21 protein-coding genes and 1 riboswitch are annotated in these 18,311 nt (G+C 74.9%); of the genes, 9 read left to right on the top strand and 12 right to left on the bottom strand.

The window, feature by feature from the left end; genetic code table 11:
* Nucleotides 1-158: 158 nt before the first annotated feature.
* Nucleotides 159-989, bottom strand: a complete 831-nt coding sequence (locus O4U47_RS04410) for a MurR/RpiR family transcriptional regulator (RefSeq protein WP_270676224.1) — start codon at nucleotides 987-989, stop codon at nucleotides 159-161.
* A gap of 416 nt (nucleotides 990-1,405) precedes the next feature.
* Here O4U47_RS04410 and O4U47_RS04405 point away from each other — a divergent pair, with 416 nt between their 5' ends.
* The 8 genes from O4U47_RS04405 to O4U47_RS04370 all read left to right on the top strand — a co-directional run bounded on the left by O4U47_RS04405 (nucleotide 1,406) and on the right by O4U47_RS04370 (nucleotide 9,641).
* Nucleotides 1,406-2,671 (top strand): metal-dependent hydrolase family protein, encoded by a 1,266-nt coding sequence (locus O4U47_RS04405; RefSeq protein WP_270676223.1) that lies wholly within the window; start codon nucleotides 1,406-1,408, stop codon nucleotides 2,669-2,671.
* 235 nt (nucleotides 2,672-2,906) lie between these two features.
* Nucleotides 2,907-3,010, top strand: a riboswitch (glycine riboswitch).
* Between the two features lie 49 nt (nucleotides 3,011-3,059).
* Nucleotides 3,060-4,193, top strand: coding sequence for a glycine cleavage system aminomethyltransferase GcvT (gene gcvT, locus O4U47_RS04400; protein ID WP_270676288.1), 1,134 nt, complete (start codon nucleotides 3,060-3,062; stop codon nucleotides 4,191-4,193).
* A 179-nt stretch (nucleotides 4,194-4,372) separates the two neighbouring features.
* Nucleotides 4,373-4,753: a glycine cleavage system protein GcvH gene (gene gcvH, locus O4U47_RS04395; RefSeq protein WP_270676222.1), complete on the top strand. Its 381-nt coding sequence runs from the start codon at nucleotides 4,373-4,375 to the stop codon at nucleotides 4,751-4,753.
* A 4-nt stretch (nucleotides 4,754-4,757) separates the two neighbouring features.
* A complete protein-coding gene (locus O4U47_RS04390) occupies nucleotides 4,758-6,026 on the top strand; it encodes a serine hydroxymethyltransferase (protein ID WP_270676221.1) in 1,269 nt (422 codons plus the stop codon).
* Between the two features lie 176 nt (nucleotides 6,027-6,202).
* Nucleotides 6,203-7,615: an L-serine ammonia-lyase gene (locus tag O4U47_RS04385; protein WP_270676220.1), complete on the top strand. Its 1,413-nt coding sequence runs from the start codon at nucleotides 6,203-6,205 to the stop codon at nucleotides 7,613-7,615.
* Between the two features lie 49 nt (nucleotides 7,616-7,664).
* Entirely contained in the window at nucleotides 7,665-7,904 is a 240-nt protein-coding gene (locus O4U47_RS04380; RefSeq protein WP_270676219.1) for a ribbon-helix-helix domain-containing protein, read from the top strand.
* Nucleotides 7,901-8,344, top strand: a complete 444-nt coding sequence (locus O4U47_RS04375) for a PIN domain-containing protein (protein WP_270676218.1) — start codon at nucleotides 7,901-7,903, stop codon at nucleotides 8,342-8,344. Before O4U47_RS04380 ends, O4U47_RS04375 begins: the two co-directional genes overlap by 4 nt.
* 94 nt (nucleotides 8,345-8,438) lie before the next feature.
* Nucleotides 8,439-9,641, top strand: a complete 1,203-nt coding sequence (locus O4U47_RS04370; RefSeq protein WP_270676217.1) for a DUF418 domain-containing protein — start codon at nucleotides 8,439-8,441, stop codon at nucleotides 9,639-9,641.
* Between the two features lie 29 nt (nucleotides 9,642-9,670).
* On the opposite strand, the gene O4U47_RS04365 is transcribed toward O4U47_RS04370, so the two are convergent.
* From O4U47_RS04365 to purU, 11 genes are all read right to left on the bottom strand, one after another.
* Nucleotides 9,671-10,078 carry a VOC family protein gene (locus O4U47_RS04365; protein WP_270676216.1) on the bottom strand — a complete coding sequence of 136 codons (408 nt, stop codon included), beginning with the start codon at nucleotides 10,076-10,078 and terminating at the stop codon, nucleotides 9,671-9,673.
* A complete protein-coding gene (locus O4U47_RS04360; protein WP_270676215.1) occupies nucleotides 9,969-10,619 on the bottom strand; it encodes a pyridoxamine 5'-phosphate oxidase family protein in 651 nt (216 codons plus the stop codon). Before O4U47_RS04360 ends, O4U47_RS04365 begins: the two co-directional genes overlap by 110 nt.
* 58 nt (nucleotides 10,620-10,677) lie before the next feature.
* Nucleotides 10,678-11,532, bottom strand: a complete 855-nt coding sequence (locus tag O4U47_RS04355; protein ID WP_270676214.1) for a hypothetical protein — start codon at nucleotides 11,530-11,532, stop codon at nucleotides 10,678-10,680.
* Nucleotides 11,533-12,284: 752 nt separating this feature from the next.
* Nucleotides 12,285-12,881, bottom strand: a complete 597-nt coding sequence (locus tag O4U47_RS04350; protein ID WP_270676213.1) for an alkaline shock response membrane anchor protein AmaP — start codon at nucleotides 12,879-12,881, stop codon at nucleotides 12,285-12,287.
* 8 nt (nucleotides 12,882-12,889) lie between these two features.
* Nucleotides 12,890-13,495: a DUF6286 domain-containing protein gene (locus O4U47_RS04345; RefSeq protein ID WP_270676212.1), complete on the bottom strand. Its 606-nt coding sequence runs from the start codon at nucleotides 13,493-13,495 to the stop codon at nucleotides 12,890-12,892.
* 424 nt (nucleotides 13,496-13,919) lie between these two features.
* The gene (locus O4U47_RS04340) at nucleotides 13,920-14,348 is read right to left on the bottom strand and encodes an Asp23/Gls24 family envelope stress response protein (RefSeq protein WP_270676211.1); all 429 of its coding nucleotides are present in this window, start codon (nucleotides 14,346-14,348) and stop codon (nucleotides 13,920-13,922) included.
* Entirely contained in the window at nucleotides 14,345-14,515 is a 171-nt protein-coding gene (locus tag O4U47_RS04335; protein WP_270676210.1) for a hypothetical protein, read from the bottom strand. The genes O4U47_RS04340 and O4U47_RS04335 overlap by 4 nt, the downstream gene beginning before the upstream one ends.
* Before the next feature lie 91 nt (nucleotides 14,516-14,606).
* A complete protein-coding gene (locus O4U47_RS04330) occupies nucleotides 14,607-14,915 on the bottom strand; it encodes a hypothetical protein (RefSeq protein WP_270676209.1) in 309 nt (102 codons plus the stop codon).
* On the bottom strand, nucleotides 14,912-15,445 hold the full coding sequence (locus O4U47_RS04325) for an Asp23/Gls24 family envelope stress response protein (protein ID WP_408638926.1): 534 nt from the start codon (nucleotides 15,443-15,445) through the stop codon (nucleotides 14,912-14,914). Before O4U47_RS04325 ends, O4U47_RS04330 begins: the two co-directional genes overlap by 4 nt.
* 35 nt (nucleotides 15,446-15,480) lie before the next feature.
* On the bottom strand, nucleotides 15,481-15,687 hold the full coding sequence (locus O4U47_RS04320; protein ID WP_270676208.1) for a CsbD family protein: 207 nt from the start codon (nucleotides 15,685-15,687) through the stop codon (nucleotides 15,481-15,483).
* 229 nt (nucleotides 15,688-15,916) lie between these two features.
* Nucleotides 15,917-16,813, bottom strand: coding sequence for a formyltetrahydrofolate deformylase (purU, locus tag O4U47_RS04315; protein ID WP_270676207.1), 897 nt, complete (start codon nucleotides 16,811-16,813; stop codon nucleotides 15,917-15,919).
* A gap of 214 nt (nucleotides 16,814-17,027) precedes the next feature.
* On the opposite strand from purU, the gene O4U47_RS04310 reads away from it, so the two are divergent.
* Nucleotides 17,028-18,245, top strand: a complete 1,218-nt coding sequence (locus O4U47_RS04310; protein WP_270676206.1) for an alanine racemase — start codon at nucleotides 17,028-17,030, stop codon at nucleotides 18,243-18,245.
* Nucleotides 18,246-18,311 lie beyond the last annotated feature (66 nt).

The following is an 18,311-nucleotide window of genomic DNA, read 5'->3' as shown; positions in this document are numbered from 1 at the left end:
CGAGCACGGGGGCCAGGACCGATGGCGACACCGGGGGCGGGCGGCCGCCCGCTCGCGGCCTCGGCCGGGCGGCGGGCCGCCGGAGTGTCAGGGAGGAGGGCGGCGGCGACACGGGTGGAACGGGGCCGGGCGCCCCGGCCGCCCCCGTTCTCGCCGGGTCAGAAGAGTCCGGCCTGCTCCCACAGGGCCTCGGTACGGCGGACGGCCTGGAGGGCCTCCTCGCCGCCGATCCGGCCCAGTTCGGCCAGGAGCGCGTGGACCACGGCCATCACCGGCGTCAGGGACGGGAACATCCCCACCCCCTCGCTCGGGACCACGATCACATGCGCGGCCCCCTCGACCAGGGGCGAGTCCCGGCGGTCGGTGATCACGGCGGTGGCGACGGACCGCTCGGCGGCCATGCGGGCGGCCGACCGGATCACGCGCGGCACCCGCCACAGGTCGCACACCACGACCAGGTCGCCCTCCCCCAGCCGGGACACGGCGGCGAGCAGCGCGGTCCCCCCGGTGTCGCGCAGCTCCACGTCGTACCCCATGATCCCGGCGGCGTGCGCGAGCTGCAGCCCCGGCGCGGCGAACGTCCCCGAGCCCAGCACCAGCGTCCGCCGCGCCCCGTGCAGCGCCTGCGCGAGTGCGCGCACCCGCTCCGGTTCCAGGGTGCGGTCGAGGGTGCGCAGGGCCTCGCGGTCGGAGCGCACGGCGTCGCGGACCGGGTCGGCCGTGCCGGCGTGCTCCGCCATCACCTCGTCCGCGCTGAGCGAGGCCAGGTACCGCGAGCGCAGCTCCACGCGCAGGGCCGGCCAGCCGGAGAAGCCGAGCTGCTGGGCCGCGCGCACCACGGTCGCGACGTTCACCCCGGCCCGCGCGGCCAGCTCCGCGGTGCTGGCGTAGGAGGCGAACCGCGGGTCGTCGCGCAGCACCCGGACGACCCGCTCGGCGGCGCGGCCCAAGCGCCCGCCCGCCAGCGCCTCCTCGATCCAGTCCGGCATCTCGGCCCTCCGCCTCCGCTCCGCCCGTCCGGGTCCGGGGTGTCCGGCGACCATTCTCGCCCCGGACCGGGGCCGCCCGCGCGCCGCACCGGCGGACGGCGGCGGCCGCATACGCACGGCGGCGGGGCGGTGGGGCCTTGGGCGGCCCTGGCCCCCGCGGGCGAGCGTCCCGTCGGCCGCACGCCGACCGGCGCGGTGCCGGTCGGCGCTCCGAGCCGGATCCGCCACCGCTCAGCGCCGTAGCGAGCGCGTAGAGCCGATCGAATGGGGCCGCCCCGTTCCCACACGGCCGCGGAGACCGGCGTGGCGCCGCGAAGGCGGCCCCGGCCTCCCCACCACCCAGCAATGCAACATATATTGCGAGTGAGGCGCGCGTCACCCGGCGCGCCGCAGGCATCCGCGACCGGAGGTACCCCATGGCCGACCGCCCCCGCACCACCCTGTTCACCGGCGCCGCCCTCCTCGACCCCGAGGCGGGCACCCGCACCCCCGGGTCCTGGCTGCTCGTCGACGAGGGCCGCATCGCCGCGACCGGGCAGGGCCGGGCCCCCGACCCCGGCGAGGGGGCGCGCACCGTCGACCTCGCGGGGGCCACGCTCATGCCCGGCCTGATCGACGCCCACGTCCACCCCACCGCCTTCAGCGCCGACCTGGGCGCGGCCATGGACCACTCGCCCTCCTACGCCACCGCCTTCGCCGCCCGCTCCCTCACCGCCATGCTGCACCGCGGCTTCACCACCGTGCGCGACGTCGCCGGAGGCGACTGGGGGCTGGCCCAGGCCGTCGAGGAGGGGCTGATCGACGGCCCCCGCCTGCTGTTCGGCGGCAAGGCGCTCTCCCAGACCGGCGGGCACGGCGACTTCCGCGGCCCCGGCCGCCAGGACACCGGGTCGCACGGCTGCTGCCCGAGCACCGGCCTGGTGTGCGACGGGGCGACCGCGTTCCGCCGCGCCGCCCGCGAGCAGCTGCGCACCGGCGCCCACCACATCAAGATCATGCTCTCCGGCGGGGTCGCCTCGCCCACCGACCGGATCGACTCCACCCAGTCCGCCGAGGAGGAGATCCGCGCCGTGGTCGAGGAGGCCGAGGCCGCCAACCGGTACGTCACCGGCCACGCCTACACCGCCCGCGCGGTCAACCGGGGCCTGCGGCTGGGGGTGCGGTGCATCGAGCACGGCAACCTCATCGACGACACCAGCCTGGAGCTGTTCCTGGAGCGCCGGGCGTTCCTCGTGCCCACCCTGGTCACCTACCAGGAGCTGGCCCGCCAGGGGGCGCGCAACGGGCTGCCCCCGGAGAGCCGGGCCAAGGTGTCCACCGTGCTCGACCGGGGGCTGGAGGCGCTGCGCAGGGCGCACGAGGCCGGAGTGGACCTGGTCTTCGGCACCGACCTGCTCGGCGGCATGCAGGCCCACCAGAGCGAGGAGTTCGCCATCCGGGCCCAGGCGCAGCCCGCCGCGGCGGTGCTGCGGTCGGCCACCTCCACCGCCGCCCGGCTGCTGAACCTGGAAGGCCGGGCGGGCACGGTGCGCGCGGGCGCCGACGCCGACCTGATCGTCGTCGACGGCGACCCGCTGGCCGACGTCACCCTGCTCGCCGAGCCGGAGGAGAACGTGCGCGCGGTGGTGCGCGGCGGCGAGGTCCGCGTCGACCGCGGGCTCGGCGCCCCCGCCCGCGGCTGAGGCACCCCCTTCCGTGCCCCCGTGCGGCGCGCCCGTCCACCGCCCCGCCACGGCCCAGGTCACGGCGCTGCCCAGGGGCGGCTCCGAGGGGCCGCCCCTGTCCCCGCCGGAGGCGCGCTGCTACTCTGAAGCCGGTCGATGAACCCGTACGGGAGAGTGTCCGCGCAGCCGGCGCGGGCCGCCGAAGGAGCAAACCCTCCCCAGAGAACCTCTCAGGCGCTGCGGACCGAACGGGCGAGACCACTCTGGAAAGCAGGGGCACCGCCGCCCCTCGCCGAAGGTGCAAGCCGCGCCGTGCGCGCGGTGAAGCTCTCAGGCACCGATGACAGAGGGGGAGGATGGCCACGCCTTTGGCTGCACGACGACGACCATCCTCTCGGGAGTGACCATGACATCCGACGGCGGCGCGTCCGCGAACCTCCGCGAAACCGCCCTCCGCTCCGCGCACGAGGCGCTGGGCGCCACCCTGGTCGACTTCGCGGGCTGGCTCATGCCCCTGCGCTACTCCGGTGAGAAGGCCGAGCACACGGCCGTCCGGGAGAAGGCGGGCCTGTTCGACCTCTCCCACATGGGCGAGGTCCGCGTCACCGGGCCGCAGGCCGCCGACGTCCTGGACTACGCGATGGTCGGGTTCCTGTCCAAGGTCACCGTGGGCCGCGCCCGGTACACGATGATCACCGACGAGGACGGCGGCGTCCTCGACGACCTGATCGTCTACCGCCTCGCCGACGACGACTACCTGGTCGTGCCCAACGCGGCCAACGCCGGGACCGTGCTGGCCGCCCTCCAGGAGCGGGCCCAGGGCTTCGACGCCCGGGTGGAGGACCGCTCCGCCGACACCGCGCTCATCGCGCTCCAGGGTCCGGCCGCCGTGGACATCCTGGCCCCGCTCACCGACGCCGACCTGTCGGAGATCAAGTACTACGCCGGGTACCGCCACACCGTCGCCGGGCAGCCCGTGCTGCTCGCCCGCACCGGCTACACCGGCGAGGACGGCTTCGAGCTGTTCATCGAGCCCGCCTCCGCCGCCCCCGCGGTATGGGAGGCCCTGCTCAAGGCCGGGGAGCCGCACGGCCTGGCCCCCGCCGGGCTGTCGGCCCGCGACACCCTGCGCCTGGAGGCCGGGATGCCGCTGTACGGCCAGGAGCTCACCCGCGGTCTCACCCCCTTCGACGCCGGCCTGGGCCGGGTCGTCAAGTTCGACAAGGGCGACTTCGTCGGCCGCGCGGCGCTGGAGCGCGCCGCCGGGCGCAGCGCCGACAGCAGCGGCGGGCGCCGCCTGATCGGGCTGTCCGCGCGCGGGCGCCGCCCCATCCGCAAGGACATGCCGCTGCTGCGCGACGGCGAGCAGGTCGGCACGCTCACCAGCGGGGCCCCCTCCCCCACCCTGGGCACCCCCATCGCCATGGCCTACGTCGACGCCGGCCTGGACACCTCCACCGGGGAGTTCGCCGTGGACGTGCGCGGCCGCACCGAGCCCGTGGACGTCGTCGAGCTCCCGTTCTACAAGCGGGAACGCTGAGTTCCGGCGGCGCCCCCGCGCCGCCCCAGGTCGCGAGCCGTGTGTGCGGGCAGGCGGCCCACCGGGCAGAATTGCCACCGGGTGGGTGCGATCCGCACGAAGCGCCCGCGGTCCCTCGGCCGCACGCGGCGGCCGGACCCGGTAACCGGACACCACTGATGAATCCTCCTGGAGAGAAATTGAGCGTTCCCGCGGAGCTGAGCTACACCGAAGAACACGAGTGGGTCTCCATCAGCGACGGCGTGGCGACGATCGGCATCACCAAGTACGCCGCCGAGGCGCTCGGTGAGATCGTCTTCGTCGAGCCGCCGGAGACGGGCGCCACCGTGGCCGCCGGGGACACCTGCGGCGAGGTGGAGTCCACCAAGTCCGTGAGCGACATCTACGCTCCGGTCAACGGCGAGGTCGTCGACGTGAACGCGGCCGCCGTGGAGGACCCTGAGATCATCGGCACGGACCCCTACGGGCAGGGCTGGCTGTTCAAGGTCGAGCTGTCCGAGGAGCCGAAGGACCTTCTCTCCCCGGAGAAGTACACCCAGCTGACCGAAGGCGAAGGCTGATTCCATGACCGATCGCACCCTTCTCGACCAGACCCTCCAGGAGTTCGATCCCGAGGTCGCCGCGGCCGTCGGCCAGGAGCTCTCCCGCCAGCGGGAGACCCTGGAGATGATCGCCTCGGAGAACTTCGCCCCGCGCGCCGTGCTCGAGGCCCAGGGCACGGTGCTCACCAACAAGTACGCCGAGGGGTACCCCGGCCGGCGCTACTACGGCGGCTGTGAGCACGTCGACGTGGTGGAACGGCTCGCGATCGACCGCGCCAAGGCGCTGTTCGGCGCCGAGCACGCCAACGTGCAGCCGCACTCGGGCGCCCAGGCCAACACCGCGGTCTACTTCGCCCTGCTCAAGCCGGGCGACACCATCCTGGGGCTGGACCTGGCGCACGGCGGCCACCTCACCCACGGGATGAAGCTCAACTACTCCGGCAAGATCCTCAACCCGGTCCCCTACCACGTGCGCGACGAGGACGGGCTGATCGACTACGACGAGGTCGAGCGCCTGGCCAAGGAGCACCGCCCGGCGATGATCGTCGCCGGCTGGTCGGCCTACCCGCGGCAGCTCGACTTCGCCCGGTTCCGGGAGATCGCCGACGCCGTCGGCGCCTACCTGGTGGTGGACATGGCGCACTTCGCGGGGCTGGTCGCCGCGGGGCTGCACCCCAACCCGGTGCCGCACGCCGACGTGGTCACCACCACCACGCACAAGACCCTGGGCGGCCCACGCGCCGGTCTCATCCTGTGCAAGGAGGAGCTGGCCAAGAAGATCAACTCGGCGGTCTTCCCCGGCATGCAGGGCGGCCCGCTGGAGCACGTGATCGCGGGCAAGGCGGTGGCGCTCAAGGCGGCCGCCTCCGACGACTTCCGCGACCGCCAGGAGCGCACGGTGGCCGGGGCGCGCATCCTCGCCGAGCGGCTGACCCGCCCCGACGCGGCCGAGGCCGGGGTGAAGGTGCTCAGCGGCGGCACGGACGTGCACCTGGTGCTGGTGGACCTGGTCGACTCCGCGCTCAACGGGCAGGAGGCCGAGGACCGCCTGGACGAGATCGGCATCACCGTCAACCGCAACGCGGTGCCCAACGACCCGCGCCCGCCGATGGTGACCTCGGGGCTGCGCGTCGGCACCCCGGCGCTGGCCACCCGCGGGTTCGGCGAGGAGGACTTCGCCGAGGTCGCCGACGTCATCGCCGAGGCGCTCAAGCCGGGCTACGACGCGGCGGCGCTGCGCGGCCGGGTGGAGGCCCTGGTGCGCAAGCACCCGCTCTACCCGGACCTGTAGGACCGGTCCCGGCCACGCGGCCGGGACCCTTCGGAAGCAGCCGGGCCGGGCGCGGCCCCGACACATCGAGCGAAGCCGCGCGCGACCCGGCTATTTTCGTATCCGGGGGCCGTTCCCGTATACGCACCCCGTTCCCTGATCCGCACCCCCTGTGCTCGACGAGGAGGGCAGGACAGATGGCCATCAGCGTCTTCGACCTGTTCAAGACCGGTATCGGACCGTCCAGTTCGCACACCGTGGGCCCGATGAAGGCGGCCGCGACCTTCGTCGACGGCCTGGCCGCCGAGGGCGCGGCGGAGCGTACCGCGGCCCTGCGCTGCGACCTGTACGGGTCGCTGGCGCTCACCGGCAAGGGGCACGGCAGCGACACCGCGGTGGTGCTGGGGCTGCTCGGCGAGACCCCGGAGGGGGTCGACCCGGACGCGGTTCCGGACCTGCTGGAGGCGGTGCGCACGGGCGGGCGGCTGCGGCTGGGCGGCACCGGGCCGGAGATCGCCTTCGACCCGGCGCGCGACGTGGAGTTCCTCCGCAAGGAGACGCTGCCGGAGCACCCGAACGGGATGCGGTTCACCGCCTTCGACGCCGACGGGGGCGAGCTGCGCTCCAAGGTGTTCTACTCGGTGGGCGGCGGCTTCGTGGTGGACGAGGAGGCCTCGGGGGCGGACCGGATCATCCCGGACACCACCCCGGTGCCGCACCCCTTCGCCACCGCGCAGGAGCTGCTGGACGTGTGCCGGGAGACCGGCATGTCGATCAGCGCGGTCATGCTGGCCAACGAGCGCGCGTTCGGCCGCACCGCCGAGCGGGTGCGGGCGGAGCTGCTGGAGATCTGGCGGGTGATGCGGGCCTGCGTGCGTCGGGGGGTGACCACCGAGGGGACGCTCCCGGGCGGGCTGCGGGTGCCGCGCCGGGCGCACCGGCTGTACCGGCAGCTCGGCGGGCGCTGCGACGGCTCGGGGCTGCTTCCGCCGGACGAGGCGGACACCTCGGACCCGCTGCACGGCAGCGACTGGATCACGCTGTACGCGCTGGCGGTGAACGAGGAGAACGCGGCCGGCGGGCGGGTGGTGACCGCCCCGACCAACGGCGCGGCCGGGATCGTCCCGGCGGTGCTGCACTACTACACCCACTTCCACCGGGGCGCGAGCGAGGAGGGCGTGGTCCGCTTCCTGCTGGCGGCGGGGGCGATCGGCATCCTGTTCAAGGAGAACGCCTCGATCTCGGGGGCGGAGGTCGGCTGCCAGGGCGAGGTCGGCTCGGCGTCGTCGATGGCGGCCGGCGGCCTGGCGGAGGCGCTGGGGGCGACCCCGTCCCAGGTGGAGAACGCGGCGGAGATCGCGATGGAGCACAACCTGGGGCTGACCTGCGACCCGATCGGGGGGCTGGTACAGGTCCCGTGCATCGAGCGCAACGCGGTGGCGTCGGTGAAGGCGGTGACCGCCACCCGCATGGCGATGCGGGGCGACGGCAGCCACTTCGTGTCCCTGGACAAAGTGATCCGCACCATGAGGGACACCGGCAGGGACATGATGGACAAGTACAAGGAGACCAGCCGGGGCGGCCTGGCGGTGAACGTCATCGAGTGCTGACTCAGGCGATTCCCTACTCTTGCGACAACACATGGACAAGCGTTGGTACATGTCCATGAAGAGAACGAACGTCTATGCGGACCCGGAAGACCTCGCCCAGATCAAGGCGGCCGCTCGGCGCCGCGGCATCCCGGAAGCGGAGATCATCCGGGAAGCCATCCATCTGGCCGCTCTGGCGAACCGTGTGTGGGACGAACCGATCGACTGGCCCATGTTCGACGGCGATGGCGAACCGGCGTCCAAGGAAGATGTGAGGGCCGCGGTCGTCGAAGGCGCCGACGATACGTGATCGTCATCGGCGACACCTCAGGAATCATCTCCGCCTTCGACCGCAGGTCCACCGACGCCAGCGGCTGCCAGACCGTATTGGACGAAGCGGGCCTCGTCCTCGTGTCTCCCCTGGTCCTCGCCGAAGTCGACCACATGGCGAGGGCCCGCTTCGGCAGTTCCGCTCGCACCGAGATCATGGCCATGATCACGACCCAAACCCGCAAGCTGCGCTACCACATCCCCGACATCCACCTCGGCCTCCTTGGGACCGCTCAGGCCGTACAAAGGCGCTACCGCAGTCTCGATCTCGACCTCGCCGATGCGGTCAACGTGGCCTTGGCGGCTGAGTACCGCACAGACGCCATCCTGACCCTTGATCACCGGGACTTCCGCGCAGTCGTTCCCCTGTCACCGCATAAGGCCTTCCGCTTGTTCCCCGACGACTTGGACGCACCGTAAAGCACGCACTACCTCCCGGTGGTGCCACCTCCCCCATGAACTCGGGACCCCGGTTCATGTACGTACGTCCAACCGCGCCCGTACCGTCGTCGCCATGTCCACAGCGGTATCGGCGGCGCCGTCGCGCCCATCGGCCACACCCCGGCGCATCCTCGACATCGACGCCCTGCGCTCCTTCGCGCTCTTCGGGATCCTCGTCGTCAACATCGGGTACTTCGCCTCGGGATACACCTTCCACCAGGTCCACGACCCCGCCTTCGCCTCCGTGGCGGACACGGCCGCGCACCGGGCCGTGACGGTGTTCTTCGAGATGAAGTTCTCCCTGCTCTTCTCGTTCCTGTTCGGCTACAGCCTCACCCTGCAGATCGACTCCGCCCGCCGGACGGGGGTCGACTTCCGGCCGCGCTTCCTGCGGCGGCTGGCCGCACTGCTGGCCATCGGCGCCCTGCACGCCGTCCTGCTCTTCCAGGGCGACATCCTCACCACCTACGCCCTGCTCGGCCTGCTCCTGCTGGCCGTGCACCGGATCCGCCCGCGCACCGCGCTCATCACCGCCGGGGTGATCACCGCTCTCATGGCGCTCCAGTTCCTGGCGATGGCCGCCACCGGGGCGGCCGAGGTGGACACCGGCGCGGCGCTGGCCGCCGGGGAGCGGACGACCGCGGCGCTGGCGGGCGGCCCACTCGACGTCGTCGCCGAGCACGTGCGCTCGCTGCCGCACATGGCCGTGGCGCTGGTGGGCATGCAGGGGCCGGCGGCCTTCGCCGCGTTCCTCGCCGGCCTGGCCGCGGGCGAGCGCCGGCTCCTCGCGGACCCGGCCGCGCACGACCGGGCGCTGCGCCTGACGCAGTGGGTCGGCTATCCCGTCGGGCTGGCCGGGTCCCTGGTCCTCGCCGCGCTGGGCGGCACCGCGGACCCCGCCGGGGTGGCCGCGGCCGTCGTCACCGCACCGTTCCTCACGGCCGCCTACGCCGCCACCCTGCTCCGCTTCTTCCGGACCGGCCCCGGTGCCCGGACCGCCGCCGCGCTGGCGCCCGCCGGACGGATGGCGCTGACCAACTACCTCGCCCAGTCGCTGGTGTGCGTGCTGCTGTTCACCGGTGCCGGACTCGGGCTGATCGGCCAGGTCTCCCCCGCCTTGGTGCTGCTGGTCGCCGTCGGGATCTTCCTGCTCCAGCTCGGCGCCTCCGCGTGGTGGATGTCCGGCCACGCCTACGGCCCCGTCGAATGGGCGCTGCGGGCCGCCACCCGCCTGGAGGTCCCCCGGTGGCGGACCGGCGGCGCCCACCGCCGGTGACGGGGCCGTGGACGCGGGCCGCGGGGCGGTCAGCCCATCTGGCTCATGTCCATGTACATCAGCTCCCACAGGTGGCCGTCGGGGTCGAGGAAGGCGCTGCCGTACATGGGCCCGTCCGCGGTGGGCTCCCGGGTGACCGTGCCCCCGGCGGCCTGGGCGCGCTCGGTGAGCGCGTCGACCTCCATGGAGCTGTCGGCGGACAGGGCGACGATCACCTCGCGGCTCGTGGCCGTGTCGGTCACGGGCTGGTCGGTGAACTGCCCGAAGAACTCCGGAAGCAGGATCATCACGTAGATCTCGTCGCTGACCACCACGCACGCCGCGTTCTCATCGCTGAACTGCGGGTTGATCGAGAAGCCGAGGTCGGTGTAGAAGGTCTTGGCCCGGTCGAGGTCGGCGACGGGCAGGTTGATGAAGACTTTCCTGTTCTCGCTCATGGGGCGACGCTAGCTCCGGCGGGTGACGTTTCGGGGGCACTTCACCCGGAATTGGGGAGATCATGGCCTTCCGGGACGGTGCCGCTCCCCCCGCCTCGAACCCGAGGTCCTTGGCGGCCGACCGGTCCGGCCGGATCCGCGCCCACAGGGTCCCGAGCTCGTCCGGGTCGCCGTGCAGGTGGTCGCGGAAGCGCGCGTCCCACCGTTCGGTGTCGGGCCCGAGGCAGCGCGCGAGCCTGCGCGCGCCCCGCCCGGCGTCGAAGGGGAGCAGTTCGGCCCGCCCCCGTGCGGTCACCTGCAGCACCTCGCCGGTCCGCAGGTCGCAGGAGTCCACCACCAGCGCGACCGCCAGGTCCTTCCGCAGCAGGCCGGGCATGCGGGCCCGGGGGCCCGTGATGGTCCAGAAGGCGCCGTCCTCCCACAGGTACCAGACGGGCCGCACCGTCGGCCCCCGGGTGGCCAGGCGCGCGGTGAGCGGATGGGCGAGGAAGGCGTCGACGTCGAACGGCGGCTCGGCGGCCGGGGACGGCGCATCGCTCATCGGGCCATGCGGGCATCCGGGCCACGCGCCGCCGTCTGGGCCCAGTGCCCCGGAGGGCTCAGGCCTGGGCGGGGGCCGGTTCGTGGCGGTCGCGGAGCAGGTCCTCCCGGGCCTCGTCGCTCCGCAGGGGGCACCCGCCGCAGTAGGTGTCGCCGAACCGGTAGTAGAAGCAGCAGCCGCCCTTGACCAGGAACGTCCGCTCGGGGCGGTGGGCGGGGCGCCCGGCCAGGGCGACGGTGAACGGCCGCTGCCGGGGCGCCACCCGGTCCCGGTCCCGGTTGAGCAGGCGCACCATGCGCGCCGCCCGGTCCCAGGCGGCGGCCTGGTCGGCGCCGACCTCCTCGGCCGCCGCGAGCAGCGCCGAGTGCGGGGCGTCGGCGATCACGCCCCACTGGGCCCGCGCGCCGAAGCGGGTGGCGGCGCGGACGGCGTCCACGACCGGGTCGAGGACCGAGGCGGCCCCGGCCATGACCCATTCGTCCAGCGCGCGGTCGCCGGGGAGTTCGACGACGCCGGGGCGGCGCCCCATCGGGTCGCCGGGCAGGACGCCGACGGTGCCCTGCCGGACCGCGGCCTCGACGATGCGCCCGTTCTCATCGGGCCGCACCCACAGCCGCTCTGCGGCGAGCTCGGGGGCGCGCCCGGTGAGGTAGGCGGAGGCGGAGGCGAAGCAGAGCACCTGCCGTCCGGCGTCGGTGGCCAGGAAGGAGGCCGCGGCGGTGCGGTGGCCCTCGCAGGAGCGCCGCATGAGCAGGTCGATGAGGTCGGGCACCCGCTCGGGCAGCCGGTCGGCGCGGATCCACCCCTCGCCGTCCGGCCCAGAGGCCCCGGGAGCGACCAGCCGCACGCGGAAGTAGAGGGTGCGCTCGTTGACCCAGCGCACGACCCCGGCGAGCGGGTGGCAGCTCTTCATGGATCCCCCTTGGACACGGCACCGCCACGGAGAGGACCGGAACACGGCGGAACAGGGATGCCCGGGACACCGCGGGCGATCTGATCGAAGGTAAGCCTAGCCTCATCTGAGTCCCGTGGGAAACAGGGGGCCCAAAAACGGTTCCGGCGTGCCCCCTCCGGGCGCCTCGGGCCCTCCGGGCCCATTCCGCGTGGCGAAATCGACGCTTTGAGGCGGATCGCGTGTCGAATCCGCCGCGCGGGACCGCCGTCCTCCTCCCCGCCGCATCCGATGTGCCCGGAATGCCCGGTCACAGGGGGTCCTATCAGGCGTTCAACGCGGCCCCGGGCCACGAGTGTGCACTATCAACCACTCTCACCCGCCCAGAGTGCACTCTTCTGCACACTCGATGCCCGAACCCGGCCCCGCGCGCGCCCGGCACGCCCCGGACACGTCCCCGCCGGGGCGCCCGCCCGCACCGCAAGGGACCCGCCGGACGGCAGGCAAGCCCGGGAAACCGCCCGGCTCACGCCGTCGCCGCCTTCCACCCCGCACCCCGGCGGCCCGGCTGACGGCCGGGGCCCGTCAGCGGGGTACCAGCAAAGCCGCCCCGCCCACCCGGACCGCGAGCAACCCGCCGCCCGGCAGACAGGGGCCACCGTCGCCGCCCGATACAACGACCATCCGCACGCCCCGCACCCGAGAGCGCTGCCGCAGTGGCCGACCGCCTCCGCCGCCGCCGACCTTCGCCCGGCCACCGACGGCGTGGGCCCCTAAGCCACCCGCGCGCGGTTGCGTTTCGGGGCCGCCATGGAGATCCGCACCACCGTCGGCAGCCGGTCCGTCTCCAGTGCCCCCCTCAGGTCGGACAGCGACTCGCCGCGCACCCCGGACCACACCTCGGCCACGTCCGCGTCGTCGTCGACCACCACGTCCAGCCTCAGCCTCGGCGCACGGTCCGACCCCAGCAGGCGCGCCCGTGCCCTGCGCACCCCCGACACCGCGCCGACGGCCTCCTCGACCGCCCCCTGGGCCGCCCCGGACACCAGCTCCGAGCGCCCCGCGCCCTCCTCCGGCTCCACCGTCAGGCGCCGCACCCGCTCGACGCGCCCCTGCACGAACAGCCACCGCAGCGCCAGCAGGGCCACGACCACGGCCACCGCCGCCACCGCGTACGGCAGCCACCCCGGCGACGGCAGCCCCGCCGCCTCCGGACCCGCTCCCAGGACCGTCCCCGCGGCCCCGGCGCCGAACGCCCCCAGGCCGACGGCCAGCGCCCCGCCCCCGGCCGCCGCCAGCACCAGCCCCACCAGGGCCAGCCCCCACCGGTTGCCGCGCGCCGTCCGGCGTGCCCCGTTCACCCAGCCCATGGCACTCCTCACGCCTTCGCCGCCCGCACCCGCACACGCACCTTGGGACGGCGCAGCGGGGCCAGCTCGTCCAGCCGCTCTCCGACGGCCTCCTCCACGTCGCCGCGCAGGGCGGGCCGCTCCCGCAGCTCGGTCTCGACACGGACGCGCACGGCGCGCCGCCGCACCGTCGCGTGCGCCGCGCGCACTCCGGAGACCCCTCGCGCGGCAGCCGCCACCGCCCGGCGCAGCGCCGGGCGCGACAGCCCCACCACCAGGTCCGGGTCGTCGGTGCGCAGCGCGGTCCACCGGGCGCGCCCGGGCAGCAGCGCCGCCACCAGCAGCACCAGCCCGAGCAGGGCCGCACCGCCCGCCGCGACCAGCACCGCCGTGTCCCGCCAGCGCATGCCCGCCGCCTGCTCCAGCGCGTCCCCGACCACCGGAACCCGCAGCGGCACGCCCGCGATCGCGGCGGCCGCCGCGGCCCCCGCGAGCACCGCCGCCGCAAGCACCAGCACCGCCGCGATGAACGCGGGCCACGACCTCCTCGGCCGGAAGGCCCTGCGCGCGGTCCGGCGCGCGCGGCGCACGACGGCCGTGCCCGGCGCACCGGCCACCTGTTCAACGGTCGTCATCGTCGCCTCCTCATCCGGATACGGACGCCTGTGTCGGCGGGCCGCTCATCGCGGGCGCGCGCCCGGGCCGAAGCCCTCACGCGCCTACCGCGGCGCCGCTCGGTCCCTCTGAAGGGCGCCTCCGCCGCGGCGGTGCGCCTCTCCCCCGCAGCGGGCCCATCGGGCGGTGTCCGCCCAGGGGCGCCCCTCCCGCTGCGCCCGACCCGCGGGGCGGTCACGTGCGCCGGAGTGGTGGGCCCTCCGCCCAGCCACGTCGGCACCCCAGCGCGTCGGCAGCGGCCGTTGCGATCGGTGCGGCTCCAGTCCGGCCCTGGAGTCCCGGCCGACGCCGTCCGCCAGTCCCCCTCCGCCGACCGGATGCGCCCCGCGCTCCGCCTCGGGGCACCCGTGCCCCCGCGCCCGAGGAGGACCCGGTCCACCGCGGTCAGCCGCCGCGCGCCCGGCCCCCGCGCAGCTCGGTCACCTCGATGTCCACCTGCGGCACCGTCAGCCCGGTCAGCTCCGCCACCCGGGACGCCACACGCTCGCGCACCGCCGCGCAAGTACGGCGCAACGGCGCCGGGTACTCCACCGCGAGGCCCAGCTTCAGCACCGCCGTCTCCCCGCGCACCCGCGCCTGCGCACGCGCCGACCGCGTCCGGGGCACCTCCCGGGCCACCCGCGCGGCGATCTTCTCCACCACCGACGCGGGGATGCGCGTGCTCCCCCGCAGCTCGGCGGGGGGCGCGGCCGCGTGCCGCCCCCGCCCCGCCGCCCGCTGGCCCGGCACGGCCGGGGCCGTCGCCGCCCCCGCGCCCGCCGGTTCCGTGTCCGCCGTCTCGGCCGTCATCGCCGCCTCCGCCGTGCCGCTCACGTGCGCCGGGTGAACAGCTCGGCCAGGTCGATCTCGCCCGCATAGGCCCGCCCGGCCAGGAAGCCGAGCGCCCCCAGCACCAAGACCAGAAGGAACGCCCCCGCCCCGCCGAACACCCCGGCGAGCGCGAGCACGGTCCCGAAGGCCAGTCCCACGATCGGCCACATCCCGATCCCCTCCTCGTGCCGCTCCTGGGGCGGCTGCGCACCCCGTCCGGCGCCCCTCCGGGCGCCCCCTCCGGTGCCCCGGGCCCGCGGGTCAGCCCGCTCCCGCGACGACGTCCTCCACCTCCACGTGGACCGCGCTCCCGGGCACCTCCGGCCGGACCGCCTCGCGCACGTCCGCCGCGATGTCGGGAACCGGGCGGCCGTACCGGACCACCACGCCCACCCGGACCTCGCCCCGGTGCACGGAGACCCCCTTGACCCGCACGCCCGCGCCGAGGGTGGCGGTCGTGCCGTACGATCCGGCGGACAGGTCCACCACGTCCGACACCCCCAGAGCCCGCTCGGCGACCCGGCGCGCGGTCGCGACCGGGTCGCCGCCGGGCGGCCGCTCCGCCGTCACCGCACCCTCGGCGCGTCGTCGCCGGAGTCGTCCGGCTCGTCGTCGGGCAGCTGGATGTCGTCCACGCTGATGTTCACCTCGGTGACCTCCAGCCCGGTCATCCGCTCCACCGCGCCGACCACGTTGCGGCGCACCGCCGAGGCCAGGTCCGGGATGGACACCCCGTAGGAGACGACCAGGTCGATGTCGACGGCCGCCTGCGTCTCGCCCACCTCGACCGACACCCCGCGCGAGGCCGACCCCGCGTCGGAGTCGCCGCCCGCGGTGGAGGCGATCCGGTCGCGCACCGCTCCGAAGGCGCGTGCGGCGCCGCCGCCCATGGCATGCACGCCGCGCACTTCGCGCGCGGCCATCCCGGCGATCTTGGCGACCACGTGGTCGGCGATCTCGGTCCGGCCCTGCCCGGTCACCAGGTCGCCGCGCCCCTGCCCGCGCGCCTTGTCCGCCGCGCGCTGGTCGCTCCGCGCCTCCGGGACCTTGGACTCGGCCCCCTCGCGGTTCTCGCGGTTCTGCACCTCGGTCACTGCCATCCCCCCTGCTCCCCGGCCGAAGCCCGGCGGCGCCCTCAGCGCTTGAAGACGTCCTTGATCTTGTCGGCGGCCTCGCCGGCCTTCTCCTTGGCCTCGTCGGCGGCCTTCTCCGCCGCCTCCTTGAAGCCGGCCTTGGCCTGGTCGGCCTTGCCCTCGGCCTCGGTCCCCTCGTCCCCGGTGACCTTGCCGAGCCCTTCCTTGGCCTTGCCGACCGCGTCGTCCCACTTCTCCTCGGCGCCCATCGGTCCCCCCTCGTGTTCCGTCCCCGGCGCGCGCCCGGCCCCCTCCCGGTGCCGGACCCCGTACGCGCCACGAGGACCCCGAATGGCACGGTACTGACACACAGCGTGGCAATAAAGAATCGCAACGTAATAAAAACTCAAACGACCGAAACCGGGCGTCACCGGTCTCGGTCGTCGAGGTCGCGCGGAGCCGTCAGGGCCGCGCAGGGCCGCCCGGGGGGGGGCGGCGTCAGCGGAAGACCACCGTCTTCGACCCGTTGAGCAGCACCCGCCGCTGCGCGTGCCAGTTCACCGCGCGCGCCAGCGCCACCGACTCCAGGTCCCGCCCGAGCGCCGTCAGCTGCTCCGGGCTGTGCGTGTGGTCGACCCGGGCGACCTCCTGCTCGATGATCGGCCCCTCGTCCAGGTCGGCCGTGACGTAGTGCGCCGTGGCGCCCACCAGCTTCACTCCGCGCGCGTGCGCCTGGTGGTAGGGGCGCGCCCCCTTGAAGCTCGGCAGGAACGAGTGGTGGATGTTGATGATCCGGCCCGACATCTTGGTGCACAGCTCCTCGGAGAGCACCTGCATGTACCGGGCCAGCACCACCAGGTCGACGTCGTAGGCGTCGACCAGCTCCAGCACCCGTTGCTCCTGCTCGCCCTTGGTCTCGGGGGACAGCGGCAGGTGGTGGAAGTCCACCCCGTAGGAGTCGGCGAGGAAGCCCAGGTCCGGGTGGTTGGAGACGACGGCGGCGATGTCGGCCTCCAGCAGGCCGCTGCGCCCCCGGTAGAGGAGGTCGTTCAGGCAGTGCCCGAACTTGGAGACCATCACCAGCATGCGCGGCCGTCGGGTGCGGTTCCACAGCCGCCACTCCACGGTGGGGTCGCCGCCGCCCGCGGGCGCGGGCAGCCCGGCGGCCATTTCGGCGAACGCCTCGCGCAGACGGTCCTCCCCGACCGGCGCGGAGCCCTCCCCCGCCTCGGCCTCGAACTGGGTGCGCAGGAAGAAGCGCCCGGTGTAGGGGTCGCCGAACTGCTGGCTCTCGGTGATGGTGCACCCGTGCGCGGCGAGCAGGTTGGCCACGGCGGCGACGATGCCGCGGCCGTCGGGGCAGGACAGCGTCAGCACGAATTCACGGTCGTTCATGGTCCGGGCGCACTCCATCGGGGACGGGGATCCGCGCAGGTCGGCGGCGATCATCCAGGGTATCCGGGGCGTGTGGGCGGCGGGGCCGCATCGCCTCGGCCCGTTCCGGGCCCGGCCGCATTCGGCCGCTCCACCGTCCGTCCCGCGCGGCCCCGCGGACCGCCCGCGCGGGTCATACGTGAACCTTTTTCACGAAATGTGGCATGCTCCGGTCATGAGAAGCGCTCGCGAGACCTACGACGCGGCGACCGCGGGCCTCCAGCCCCCCTTCGCCGCCGTCGACCTGGACGCCTTCCGCGCCAACGCCGCCGACCTCGCCCGCCGCGCCGCGGGCACCCCGATCCGGCTGGCCAGCAAGTCCCTACGGTGCCGCCCCCTCCTGCGCGAGGCCCTCGCGCTCCCCGGGTTCGCCGGGATCATGGCCTTCACCCTGCCCGAGGCCCTGTGGCTGGCCACCGGCCCCGGCGGCCCCGTCAGCGACGACATCCTGGTCGCCTACCCCACGGCCGACCGCGCGGCGGTCGCCGCGCTGGCCGCCGACCCGGGCGCCGCCGAGCGCGTCACGCTGATGGTGGACTCCACCGCCCACCTCGACCTGATCACCGCGGCCGCCCCGGACCCCGCACGTCCGATCCGGGTCTGCATCGACGTCGACACCAGCTGGCAGCCGCTGGGCCCGCGCATGCGCGTGGGCGCCCACCGCTCCCCGCTGCGCTCCCCCGCCCACGCGGCCGCGCTGGCCCGCGCGATCGTGCGCCGCCCCGGCCTGCGCCTGGAGGGGATCATGGCCTATGAGGCGCAGATCGCCGGGGTGGGCGACGCCCCGCCCGGCCGCCCGCTCTACGGGCGCACCCTGCGCTGGGTGCAGGCGGGGTCCCGGCGCGAGCTGGCCGCCCGCCGCGCCGCGATCGCCGAAGCGGTGCGCGCGGTGGCGCCGGTGCGCTTCGTCAACGGCGGCGGCACCGGGAGCCTGTCCACCACCGCCCGGGAGGAGGCCGTCACCGAGGTCGCCGCCGGGTCCGGGCTCTACCAGCCGCGCCTGTTCGACCACTACACCGGTGTGGACCGGCGCCCGGCGGCGCTGTTCGCGCTGCCGGTGGTGCGCCGCCCCGCCCCGGGGGTGGCCACCGCCCTGGGCGGCGGCTACCTGGCCTCGGGCACCGGCGACCGGGACCGGCTGCCCCAGCCCTACCTGCCCGAAGGGCTCTCCTACAGCCCCACCGAGGGCGCCGGGGAGGTGCAGACCCCGCTTCTGGGGCCCGCCGCCGACGGGCTGGAGGTCGGCGACCGGGTGTGGATGCGGCACGCCAAGGCGGGCGAGATGTGCGAGCGCTTCGACGAACTGCACCTCATCGAGGGCCTGGACGGCTCCGACCCCCGGGTGGCCGAGAGCGTGCCGACCTACCGCGGTGAGGGGCGCACCTTCCTCTGACGCCCTCTCCCGCCCGGATGCGGGAGGCCCCGGCCGGAGCGTCCTGACAGGGACCGGCCGGCCCGG

It is taken from the genome of Nocardiopsis suaedae (genome assembly GCF_027706745.1).
GTDB lineage: Bacteria > Actinomycetota > Actinomycetes > Streptosporangiales > Streptosporangiaceae > Nocardiopsis_A > Nocardiopsis_A suaedae.
Note: the sequence above shows the minus strand (reverse complement) of the source record. Positions and strands in the feature narration are given on the sequence as shown.

What these genes read in the sequence shown, in the direction of transcription:
- O4U47_RS04370 (WP_270676217.1), top strand. Translation starts at nt 8,439, where the DNA reads ATGTCCACAGCGGTATCGGCGGCGCCGTCGCGCCCATCGGCCACACCC.
- O4U47_RS04410 (WP_270676224.1), bottom strand. Translation starts at nt 989, where the DNA reads ATGCCGGACTGGATCGAGGAGGCGCTGGCGGGCGGGCGCTTGGGCCGC.
- O4U47_RS04345 (WP_270676212.1), bottom strand. Translation starts at nt 13,495, where the DNA reads ATGACGACCGTTGAACAGGTGGCCGGTGCGCCGGGCACGGCCGTCGTG.
- O4U47_RS04405 (WP_270676223.1), top strand. Translation starts at nt 1,406, where the DNA reads ATGGCCGACCGCCCCCGCACCACCCTGTTCACCGGCGCCGCCCTCCTC.
- O4U47_RS04360 (WP_270676215.1), bottom strand. Translation starts at nt 10,619, where the DNA reads ATGAGCGATGCGCCGTCCCCGGCCGCCGAGCCGCCGTTCGACGTCGAC.
- O4U47_RS04320 (WP_270676208.1), bottom strand. Translation starts at nt 15,687, where the DNA reads ATGGGCGCCGAGGAGAAGTGGGACGACGCGGTCGGCAAGGCCAAGGAA.
- O4U47_RS04385 (WP_270676220.1), top strand. Translation starts at nt 6,203, where the DNA reads ATGGCCATCAGCGTCTTCGACCTGTTCAAGACCGGTATCGGACCGTCC.
- O4U47_RS04350 (WP_270676213.1), bottom strand. Translation starts at nt 12,881, where the DNA reads ATGGGCTGGGTGAACGGGGCACGCCGGACGGCGCGCGGCAACCGGTGG.
- O4U47_RS04365 (WP_270676216.1), bottom strand. Translation starts at nt 10,078, where the DNA reads ATGAGCGAGAACAGGAAAGTCTTCATCAACCTGCCCGTCGCCGACCTC.
- O4U47_RS04355 (WP_270676214.1), bottom strand. Translation starts at nt 11,532, where the DNA reads ATGAAGAGCTGCCACCCGCTCGCCGGGGTCGTGCGCTGGGTCAACGAG.
- purU (WP_270676207.1), bottom strand. Translation starts at nt 16,813, where the DNA reads ATGAACGACCGTGAATTCGTGCTGACGCTGTCCTGCCCCGACGGCCGC.
- O4U47_RS04380 (WP_270676219.1), top strand. Translation starts at nt 7,665, where the DNA reads ATGTCCATGAAGAGAACGAACGTCTATGCGGACCCGGAAGACCTCGCC.
- O4U47_RS04310 (WP_270676206.1), top strand. Translation starts at nt 17,028, where the DNA reads ATGAGAAGCGCTCGCGAGACCTACGACGCGGCGACCGCGGGCCTCCAG.
- gcvT (WP_270676288.1), top strand. Translation starts at nt 3,060, where the DNA reads ATGACATCCGACGGCGGCGCGTCCGCGAACCTCCGCGAAACCGCCCTC.
- O4U47_RS04335 (WP_270676210.1), bottom strand. Translation starts at nt 14,515, where the DNA reads ATGTGGCCGATCGTGGGACTGGCCTTCGGGACCGTGCTCGCGCTCGCC.
- O4U47_RS04325 (WP_408638926.1), bottom strand. Translation starts at nt 15,445, where the DNA reads ATGGCAGTGACCGAGGTGCAGAACCGCGAGAACCGCGAGGGGGCCGAG.
- O4U47_RS04390 (WP_270676221.1), top strand. Translation starts at nt 4,758, where the DNA reads ATGACCGATCGCACCCTTCTCGACCAGACCCTCCAGGAGTTCGATCCC.